Consider the following 9,716-nt stretch of genomic DNA (forward strand, 5'->3'; position numbering starts at 1 on the left):
TGCTGGCGGGTCGGGTTGTTGCCTTCCACAGCGGCGGCGAAGAGCGCGTCGGTGAAGTGCTGAGCAACCGCCAGAACGATAGCGACAAAAGAAAAACGGAGGAGCACGCATGATCCCCTTAACACATGGACTGATCCTCGCCGCGATCCTGTTTGTTCTCGGTCTGACGGGTCTGGTGATTCGCCGCAATCTGCTGTTTATGCTGATTAGCCTGGAGATCATGATCAACGCCGCGGCGTTGGCCTTCGTGGTTGCCGGAAGCTACTGGGGTCAGGCCGATGGTCAGATAATGTATATTCTCGCCATCAGCCTTGCGGCTGCTGAAGCGAGTATCGGTCTGGCGCTGCTGCTGCAGCTCCATCGTCGCCGCCAGAACCTGAACATCGATTCAGTAAGTGAGTTGCGTGGATGAACATGCTTTCCTTAACCATTCTTTTGCCATTGATTGGCTTTGTGCTGCTGGCCTTTTCCCGCGGGCGCTGGTCGGAAAACCTCTCCGCCACCGTGGGGATGGGGTCGGTAGGCCTGGCCGCGCTGGTTACGGCCTTCGTTGGGATGGACTTCTTTGCTAACGGCAGACAGGCGATCAGCGTTCCGCTGTGGACGTGGATGTCGGTGGGCGATTTCAACATCGGCTTTAACCTGGTGCTGGACGGTCTCTCCCTGACCATGCTCTCCGTGGTTACCGGCGTCGGTTTCCTGATCCACATGTTCGCCTCCTGGTACATGCGCGGGGAAGAGGGCTACTCCCGCTTCTTCGCCTACACCAACCTGTTTATCGCCAGCATGGTGGTTCTGGTGCTCGCCGATAACCTGCTGCTGATGTACCTCGGCTGGGAAGGCGTGGGCCTGTGCTCCTATCTGCTGATCGGTTTCTACTATACCGATCCGAAGAACGGCGCCGCGGCGATGAAAGCGTTTGTGGTGACCCGCGTCGGCGACGTGTTCCTCGCCTTCGCGCTGTTCATTCTCTACAACGAGCTGGGGACCCTGAACTTCCGCGAAATGGTCGAGCTGGCGCCTCAGCACTTTGAAGCCGGCAACAACATGCTGACGTGGGCGACCCTGATGCTGCTGGGCGGCGCGGTAGGTAAATCTGCGCAGCTGCCGCTGCAGACCTGGCTTGCGGACGCGATGGCGGGCCCGACTCCGGTCTCCGCGCTGATCCACGCCGCCACCATGGTGACCGCGGGCGTGTATCTGATTGCGCGTACGCACGGCCTGTTCCTGATGACGCCGGAAATTCTGCATCTGGTGGGTATCGTGGGTGCGGTGACGCTGGTGCTGGCAGGTTTTGCCGCGCTGGTACAAACCGACATCAAGCGCGTGCTGGCCTACTCGACGATGAGTCAGATTGGCTACATGTTCCTGGCGCTGGGCGTTCAGGCATGGGACGCGGCGATTTTCCATCTGATGACCCACGCGTTCTTTAAAGCGCTGCTGTTCCTGTCGTCTGGTTCGGTGATCCTCGCCTGCCATCATGAGCAGAACATCTTCAAAATGGGCGGCCTGCGTAAATCGATTCCTCTGGTGTACGTCTGCTTCCTGGTGGGGGGCGCGGCGCTGTCCGCACTGCCGCTCATCACCGCAGGCTTCTTCAGTAAGGATGAGATTCTGGCAGGGGCGATGGCAAACGGTCATATCAACCTGATGGTTGCTGGCCTGGTCGGCGCGTTTATGACCTCGCTGTATACCTTCCGCATGATCTTCATCGTGTTCCACGGCAAGGAGCAGATCCACGCTCACGCGGGCAAGGGGATTACCCATCACCTGCCGCTGATTATTCTGCTGGTTCTCTCCACCTTCGTTGGCGCCATGATTGTGCCGCCGCTGCAGGGCGTACTGCCGCAGACCACCGAGCTTGAGCACGGCCGCGTCATGACCCTGGAAATCACCTCCGGGATCGTGGCTATCGCTGGTATCCTCATCGCCGCATGGCTGTGGCTGGGTAAACGCACGCTGGTGACCTCCATCGCCAACAGCGCGCCTGGCCGCCTGCTCGGCACCTGGTGGTACAACGCCTGGGGCTTCGACTGGCTGTACGACAAGGTGTTCGTGAAGCCGTTCCTCGGCGTGGCGTGGCTGCTGAAAAGCGATCCGCTGAACTCAATGATGAACATTCCGGCTATCCTCTCCCGCTTTGCAGGTAAAGGCCTGCTGTTGAGCGAGAACGGTTATTTACGCTGGTATGTCGCGTCAATGAGCATCGGTGCGGTTGTCGTGCTGGCGCTGCTGATGGTACTGCGTTGAGTTTGTTGGCTGGGTGAGCGATTGCCGGATGGCGCTGCGCTTATCCGGCCGACAAACCCTAAAAGAATTTTAGAATTCGTTGAAAATCTGTTCCTGAGGTACAGGCGTCATCGGCGAAGTCAGACCGGAGACCGCCAGCGCAAAGCAACCGCAGCGTACGAAAGTGCGCGAGGATGATTCGCGAAGCTCACCCCTACGGGGCCGTCCTTACGGACGTTCAAAACGCGATGCGTTTTGTGCGAGCACTGGCAGGATTCGGGCTGACGAGCGAGATAGCCTGAGCAGGAGTAAATATAAGGGACATACTCAGCTATGTTATTACCCTGGTTAATACTAATCCCCTTCATCGGCGGGTTTCTGTGCTGGCAGACCGAACGCTTTGGCGTGAAGATGCCGCGCTGGATTGCGCTGATTACCATGGGACTGACGCTGGTTCTCTCACTGCAGCTGTGGCTGCAGGGCGGCTATTCTCTGACACAGGCTGCGGGTATTCCCCAATGGCAGTCCGAATTTGTCATGCCGTGGATCCCTCGCTTCGGTATTAGCATTCATTTGGCTATCGACGGTCTGTCGCTGCTGATGGTGGTGCTGACCGGCCTGCTCGGCGTACTGGCCGTACTCTGTTCATGGCGCGAGATCGAAAAGTATCAGGGTTTCTTCCACCTCAACCTGATGTGGATCCTGGGCGGCGTTATCGGCGTGTTCCTTGCCATCGACATGTTCCTGTTCTTCTTCTTCTGGGAGATGATGCTGGTGCCGATGTACTTCCTGATCGCGCTGTGGGGCCACAAGGCTTCCGACGGTAAAACGCGTATCACGGCGGCCACCAAGTTCTTCATCTATACCCAGGCGAGCGGGCTGGTGATGCTGATTGCCATCCTGGCGCTGGCGTTCGTGCACTTCAACGCCACCGGCGTGTGGACCTTCAACTATGAAGATCTGCTGAAGACGCCGATGTCCCACGGCGTGGAATACGCGCTGATGCTGGGCTTCTTCATCGCCTTCGCGGTGAAAATGCCGGTTGTGCCGCTGCACGGCTGGCTGCCGGACGCGCACTCCCAGGCGCCGACCGCCGGTTCCGTTGACCTCGCGGGGATCCTGCTGAAAACCGCGGCCTACGGTCTGCTGCGTTTTGCGCTGCCGCTGTTCCCGAACGCCTCCGCCGAATTTGCGCCCATCGCTATGTGGCTGGGTATCATCGGTATTTTCTACGGCGCGTGGATGGCCTTCTGCCAGTACGATATCAAACGCCTGATTGCCTACACCTCCGTTTCTCATATGGGCTTCGTGCTGATTGCCATCTATACCGGCAGCCAGCTGGCCTATCAGGGTGCGGTGATTCAGATGATTGCGCACGGCCTCTCCGCTGCCGGTCTGTTTATCCTTTGCGGCCAGCTCTACGAGCGCCTGCACACGCGTGATATGCGCCAGATGGGCGGCCTGTGGAACAAAATTAAGTGGCTGCCGGCGCTGTCGATGTTCTTCGCCGTGGCGACCCTCGGGATGCCGGGTACCGGTAACTTTGTCGGTGAGTTCATGATCCTGTTCGGCAGCTATAAAGTGGTGCCGGTGATTACCGTGATCTCCACCTTTGGTCTGGTGTTCGCTTCCGTCTACTCGCTGGCGATGCTGCATCGTGCCTACTTCGGTAAAGCGAAGAGCGAGATTGCGGCGAAAGAGCTGCCGGGAATGTCGCTGCGCGAGCTGTCGATTGTTCTGCTGCTGGTGGTTCTGCTGGTGCTGCTGGGCTTCTTCCCGCAGCCGATTCTGGACACCTCACATGCTGCGATGAGCAACATTCAGCAGTGGTTTGTTAATTCTGTTTCTACTACAAGGCCGTAATTCGCCATGACAATAACTCCACAACAACTGATCGCACTGCTACCGCTGCTGATCGTCGGCTTGACGGTGGTGGTTGTGATGCTCTCCATTGCGTGGCGACGCAATCATTTCCTTAATGCCACGCTGTCGGTTCTCGGGCTTAATGCCGCGCTGATATCGCTTTGGTTTGTCGGTCAGAACGGCGCGATGGACGTTACGCCGCTGATCCGCGTTGACGGCTACGCCATGCTCTACACCGGGCTGGTGCTGCTGGCGAGCCTGGCGACCTGTACTTTTGCCTATCCGTGGCTTGAGGGTTACAAGGATAATAAAGAAGAGTTCTACCTGCTGGTGCTCATCGCCGCGCTGGGTGGCATTCTGCTGGCGGGTGCCAACCATCTGGCGGCGCTGTTCCTCGGTATCGAATTGATTTCGCTGCCGCTGTTCGGCCTCATCGGCTACGCTTTCCGCCAGAAACGGTCTCTGGAAGCCAGTATCAAATACACCATCCTCTCCGCCGCAGCCTCTTCTTTCCTGCTGTTCGGTATGGCGCTGGTGTACGCGAACTCCGGCAATCTCTCCTTCCTGGCCCTCGGTAAGAGCCTGGCGGATAACAGCCTGCACGAGCCGCTGCTGCTGGCGGGTCTGGGTCTGATGATTGTGGGTCTGGGCTTTAAGCTGTCGCTGGTGCCGTTCCACCTGTGGACGCCGGACGTTTATCAGGGCGCGCCGGCGCCGGTATCAACCTTCCTGGCCACCGCCAGCAAGATTGCTATCTTCGGCGTGGTGATGCGTCTGTTCCTGTATATGCCGGTAGGCAACAGCGAAGCGGTGCGCATCGTGCTGGGCCTGATCGCCTTTGCGTCCATCATCTTCGGTAACCTGATGGCGCTGAGCCAGACCAACATCAAGCGCCTGCTCGGCTACTCCTCGATCTCGCATCTCGGCTATCTGCTGGTGGCGCTGATCGCCCTGCAGAGCGGCGAAATGTCGATGGAAGCCGTCGGCGTCTATCTGGCCGGCTACCTGTTCAGCAGCCTCGGCGCCTTCGGCGTGGTGAGCCTGATGTCCAGCCCGTACCGTGGCCCGGATGCCGACTCGCTGTACTCCTATCGCGGCCTGTTCTGGCACCGTCCGATTCTGTCTGCGGTGATGACGGTGATGATGCTGTCGCTGGCCGGTATTCCGATGACGCTGGGCTTCATTGGCAAGTTCTACGTGCTGGCGGTCGGCGTGCACGCGCACCTGTGGTGGCTGGTTGGCGCCGTGGTGGTGGGCTCGGCGATTGGTCTTTACTACTACCTGCGCGTCGCGGTGAGCCTCTATCTGAGCGCGCCGGAGAAACTGAACCGCGATGCGCCGTCTAACTGGCAGTACAGCGCCGGCGGTATCGTGGTGCTGATCTCGGCTCTGCTGGTGCTGGTACTCGGCGTCTGGCCGCAGCCGCTGATTAGCATCGTACAGCTGGCAACGCCGCTGATGTAAAGCGGCTACGGCTGCAAAAAACCCGCCGGTCTACGATCGGCGGTTTTTTTATGCGCGTCGTTAAGCCGGGCCAGCCCGTTTAGCGGATGGGATAGACCATAAAATCCTCCGCCAGCAGGGTCTGCGGGAAGATCTCCCGGCACTCCGCCAGCAGGCGCTGACAGCCCTGCAGGTCGTAGCGCGAGCTGAAGTGGGTGGCGATAAAGGTGCCGACCCCGGCATCGCGCGCCAGCGCCGCCGCCTGCTGGCTGGAGGAGTGCCCGCGAGCGTTCGCCTTCTCGGCCATCGCCTGTTCCAGGGTGGTCTCATGAATCATGACGTCCACGCCGTGCGCCAGCTCCAGCGCCGCCGCACAGGGCGCCGTATCGCCAAAGATGGCCAGCTTTTTCCCCGGCATCGTCGGGCCAAGATAGCGCCGGCCGTCAACGATGCGCCCGTCGGCAAGCTCGACGCTCAGCCCCTGCTTGAGCTGCTGAAACAGCGGCCCGGAGGGAACGCCGTCGGCGATAAGACGGGCCGCGTCCAGGGTGCCGGGCTTATCGTGCTCTTCAATGCGGTAGCCGTAGCACTCCACCGGATGGTTTAGCGGCCAGGCCGTGACCCGATATCCGGCGTCGTCCAGGATAAGGCCGGGGCCAATTTCGACAATATCCAGCGGATAATCGGTCCATGAGCCGCTGAGGCGCAGCGCCACTTCGACAAACTCCCGCAGCCCTTTTGGCCCGTAGAGGGTCAGCGGCAGCGAGTTGCCCTGCATCGAGCGGCTGCACAGCAGGCCGGGGAGGCCAAACAGATGGTCGCCGTGAAGATGGGTAATAAAAATTTTATTTAGCTTGCCGGGGTGCAGGGCGGTATGCAGAAACTGATGCTGGGTGCCTTCTCCGCAGTCGAACAGCCAGACCTCCGCCGCCGTTGGCTGTTGCAAATTCAGCACGATAGACGTCATATTACGCGTACGGGTCGGCACGCCAGCGGATGTCCCCAAAAAAGTTAATTCCATCGTCCTGTGTCCTTAGGGCGTGAGTCAAAAACAGAGTATACCCGTCATCCCTCAGGTTGCGCGCGCGTTGGTTGAGCCTGTTGCCTTCAGCCGCTCGCCTGTCGCCGGAATGATGCAGGGTCCACTTCAATAAAGGAATAATAGATGATGATATGGCAGGATCTCCACCACGGCGAGCTGACCGTCCCGCAGCTCTATGCGCTGCTAAAGCTGCGCTGTGAAGTCTTTGTCGTCGAGCAAAACTGTCCCTACCAGGACGTTGACGGCGACGATCTGATCGGTGAAAACCGTCATCTTCTCGGCTGGCGCGGCGATGAGCTGGTGGCCTATGCGCGGATCCTGAAAAGCGCAGAGGATTTCGAACCGGTGGTGATTGGCCGGGTTATCGTCAGCCCGACGGTGCGAGGGGAGAAGCTCGGCTACCAGCTGATGGAGAAGGCGCTTGCCAGCTGCGCCCGCCTGTGGCCGCAAAAGGCTATCTATCTCGGTGCTCAGGCACACCTACAGTCCTTCTACGCCAGCTTCGGCTTCCAGGCGGTGACCGACGTTTACGACGAAGACGGGATCGCGCATATCGGCATGGCCCGCGAGGCCGCCGCGGACCCGCTCCTGCCCAGGTAGCCGCAGGCTATCACGACTTCCTGAAATGGCGGGCAGGCAGCCAAAGGCCACTCCCTCATCGTGGGTACTGCTATTTCTTGCCAGGACCCCGTATAATGTGGGGTTTTTATCCTGTGGAGGTTTGCGTGCTGTCTGTTTCCGCTGCGCTGGAAAGCTTACGCGGCCGTCTGAACGATGAGTTCCCCGCATCGCCCGGCACGCGAATTTTCGATGTTTCGTTTCCTCTCCACGACGCGTTTGATCCCCTGCTGTGGTGCGGGCATCAGCCCCAGTGGCCGCAGTTTTACTGGCAGCAGCGCAGCGGCGACGAAGAGCTTGCCGCGCTCGGGGCGGTGAAAAGGTTCTCTTCGCTGGCCGAAGCGCAGCGTTTTTTACAGCATCAGCAGCATCAGGACCTGCGTATTTGCGGCCTGAATGCGTTCAGTCCGCAGGTCGGGGCGCTGGTGCTGCCGCGGCTGGAGTGGCGCCGGGTAGGAGGCGCGGCCTCGCTGCGGCTGGTGCTGTGCAGCGACGCTTCGCTGCGCGAAGACGCTCATGCGGCGCGCGAGTTTCTGCACTCCTTGACGGCGGAGCAGGCGCGACCCGCGGCGATACCTGAGCTACTCGGCGAACGGCACGTCCCGGAATATCCGCGCTGGCGCGAGCTTATCCTGCAGGCTACCCGGGCCATTGCGGCCGCAGAGATGGAAAAAGTCGTCCTGGCACGCGCCACGGACCTGCGCTTCGCCGCTCCCTTAGATGCCTGGTCGATTATGGCCGCCAGCCGCCGCAGAAACTTTAACTGCTTCCATTTCCTGATGGCCTTTAGCCCGCAGCAGGCATTTTTCGGCTCAACGCCGGAGCGGCTGTGGCGCCGGCGCGGCACGCTGCTGCGCACCGAGGCGCTGGCGGGTACCGTCGCCGGCCATGCTGACGATCGCCGGGCGCAGGCGCTGGCCGACTGGCTAATGCACGACGATAAAAACCAGCGGGAAAACATGCTGGTGGTGGAGGATATTTGCCAGCGTATGCAGGATGAAGTGCAGATGCTGGAGGTGCTGCCGCCGCAGGTGGTGCGCCTGCGTAACGTACAGCATCTGCGGCGCTGCATCTGGACGGCGCTAAACGCACCCGACGATACCCGCTGCCTGCACCAGCTGCAGCCTACGGCGGCGGTAGCCGGGCTACCCAGGCGGGCGGCGCTGGATTTTATCACTCAGAATGAACCCTTTATCCGCGAATGGTACGCCGGTTCCGCCGGCTATCTGTCGCTGGCACAAAGCGAATTCTGCGTGGCGCTACGCTCGGCGAAGGTGGAGAACGACACCCTCAGGCTCTACGCTGGCGCCGGGATTGTCAGCGGTTCCGATCCTGAGCAAGAGTGGCAGGAAATTGAAAATAAAGCGGCGGGGCTGCGTTCGTTGCTGCTGAGAAAAATGTAGATAAACGACGCATATCAATACTCCATCACTTTGTATTACCTATACTTAGCCTCAATATTTGATATCGGACAATTTCATGTCAGTAAGCGCATTTAACCGACGCTGGGCGGCGGTGATCCTTGAAGCATTAACCCGCCACGGCGTGCAGCATATTTGCATTGCGCCGGGGTCGCGCTCGACGCCCTTAACGCTGGCAGCCGCGGAAAACCGCGCATTGATTCCCCATACTCATTTTGACGAACGCGGGCTTGGCCACCTGGCGCTGGGGCTGGCGAAGGCCAGCCGGCAGCCGGTGGCGGTCATCGTCACCTCCGGTACCGCCACGGCCAATCTCTATCCGGCGCTGATTGAAGCCGGGCTGACCGGCGAAAAGCTGATTCTGCTTACCGCTGACCGTCCGCCGGAGCTTATCGACTGCGGCGCCAACCAGGCTATCCGCCAGCCGGGCATGTTCGCATCGCACCCGTCCGAAACCCTCTCTTTGCCGCGTCCGTCGCAGGATATTCCCGCGCGCTGGCTGGTTTCAACCATCGACCAGGCGCTGGGCGCGCTGCATTCCGGCGGCGTGCATATTAACTGTCCGTTTGCCGAGCCGCTGTATGGCGATATGGACGATACCGGCGTGAGCTGGCAGCAGCAGCTCGGGGAGTGGTGGCAGAGCGATACGCCCTGGCTGCGTCAGTCGCTGCATCTCGGTAGTGAAAAGCAGCGCGACTGGTTTTTCTGGCGACAAAAGCGCGGCGTGGTGATCGCCGGGCGCATGAGCGCCGCCGAAGGAGTACAGGCCGCCGCGTGGGCGAAAATGCTCGGCTGGCCGCTGATTGGCGACGTGCTTTCGCAAACCGGGCAACCGCTGCCCTGCGCCGATTTATGGCTGGGTAACGGTAAAGCGGTCAGCGAGCTGGAGCAGGCGCAAATTGTCGTTCAGCTGGGCAGCAGCCTGACCGGAAAACGCCTTCTGCAGTGGCAGGCGACCTGCGAGCCCGAGGAGTACTGGCTGGTCGATAATTTACCCGGCCGTTTAGATCCGGCCCAGCACCGCGGCCGCCGTCTGGTCTGCCCGGTGGGGGAGTGGCTTGAGCTGCATCCGGCGGAAAAACGCCAGCCCTGGGCAACGA

General features: G+C 60.3%; 8 protein-coding genes and 1 pseudogene. 8 read left to right on the forward strand and 1 reads right to left on the reverse strand.

What is annotated here, in order from left to right:
* The 5 genes and pseudogenes from PFH44_RS21520 to nuoN all read left to right on the forward strand — a co-directional run.
* Nucleotides 1-113, forward strand: a pseudogene (locus tag PFH44_RS21520) (NADH-quinone oxidoreductase subunit J); the annotation flags it as partial.
* Nucleotides 110-412, forward strand: coding sequence for an NADH-quinone oxidoreductase subunit NuoK (nuoK, locus tag PFH44_RS21525; protein ID WP_002913148.1), 303 nt, complete (start codon nt 110-112; stop codon nt 410-412). The pseudogene PFH44_RS21520 and the gene nuoK, both read left to right, overlap by 4 nt.
* Nucleotides 409-2,250: an NADH-quinone oxidoreductase subunit L gene (nuoL, locus tag PFH44_RS21530; protein ID WP_045856013.1), complete on the forward strand. Its 1,842-nt coding sequence runs from the start codon at nt 409-411 to the stop codon at nt 2,248-2,250. Before nuoK ends, nuoL begins: the two co-directional genes overlap by 4 nt.
* 312 nt (nt 2,251-2,562) lie before the next feature.
* Nucleotides 2,563-4,092: an NADH-quinone oxidoreductase subunit M gene (gene nuoM / locus PFH44_RS21535; protein ID WP_237375176.1), complete on the forward strand. Its 1,530-nt coding sequence runs from the start codon at nt 2,563-2,565 to the stop codon at nt 4,090-4,092.
* Between the two features lie 6 nt (nt 4,093-4,098).
* A complete protein-coding gene (nuoN, locus tag PFH44_RS21540) occupies nt 4,099-5,556 on the forward strand; it encodes an NADH-quinone oxidoreductase subunit NuoN (RefSeq protein WP_045856009.1) in 1,458 nt (485 codons plus the stop codon).
* 79 nt (nt 5,557-5,635) lie between these two features.
* Here nuoN and rnz read toward each other — a convergent pair whose 3' ends face one another.
* Nucleotides 5,636-6,556: a ribonuclease Z gene (gene rnz / locus PFH44_RS21545; RefSeq protein WP_045856007.1), complete on the reverse strand. Its 921-nt coding sequence runs from the start codon at nt 6,554-6,556 to the stop codon at nt 5,636-5,638.
* Between the two features lie 144 nt (nt 6,557-6,700).
* Between rnz and PFH44_RS21550 the strand changes: the two genes are divergently transcribed.
* The 3 genes from PFH44_RS21550 to menD all read left to right on the forward strand — a co-directional run.
* A complete protein-coding gene (locus PFH44_RS21550) occupies nt 6,701-7,177 on the forward strand; it encodes a GNAT family N-acetyltransferase (protein WP_283826094.1) in 477 nt (158 codons plus the stop codon).
* 125 nt (nt 7,178-7,302) lie between these two features.
* Entirely contained in the window at nt 7,303-8,598 is a 1,296-nt protein-coding gene (gene menF, locus PFH44_RS21555) for an isochorismate synthase MenF (protein ID WP_283826095.1), read from the forward strand.
* Between the two features lie 76 nt (nt 8,599-8,674).
* A partial coding sequence (gene menD / locus PFH44_RS21560; RefSeq protein ID WP_283826096.1) for a 2-succinyl-5-enolpyruvyl-6-hydroxy-3-cyclohexene-1-carboxylic-acid synthase occupies nt 8,675-9,716 on the forward strand: 1,042 nt, incomplete at its 3' end.

Source organism: Klebsiella sp. Ech2A, from assembly GCF_030078455.1.
GTDB classification, from domain to species: Bacteria; Pseudomonadota; Gammaproteobacteria; order Enterobacterales; family Enterobacteriaceae; genus Klebsiella; species Klebsiella terrigena.

Coding starts and splice junctions, on each gene's coding strand:
- nuoK (WP_002913148.1), top strand. CDS start 110: ATGATCCCCTTAACACATGGACTGATCCTCGCCGCGATCCTGTTTGTT.
- nuoL (WP_045856013.1), top strand. CDS start 409: ATGAACATGCTTTCCTTAACCATTCTTTTGCCATTGATTGGCTTTGTG.
- nuoM (WP_237375176.1), top strand. CDS start 2,563: ATGTTATTACCCTGGTTAATACTAATCCCCTTCATCGGCGGGTTTCTG.
- nuoN (WP_045856009.1), top strand. CDS start 4,099: ATGACAATAACTCCACAACAACTGATCGCACTGCTACCGCTGCTGATC.
- rnz (WP_045856007.1), bottom strand. CDS start 6,556: ATGGAATTAACTTTTTTGGGGACATCCGCTGGCGTGCCGACCCGTACG.
- PFH44_RS21550 (WP_283826094.1), top strand. CDS start 6,701: ATGATGATATGGCAGGATCTCCACCACGGCGAGCTGACCGTCCCGCAG.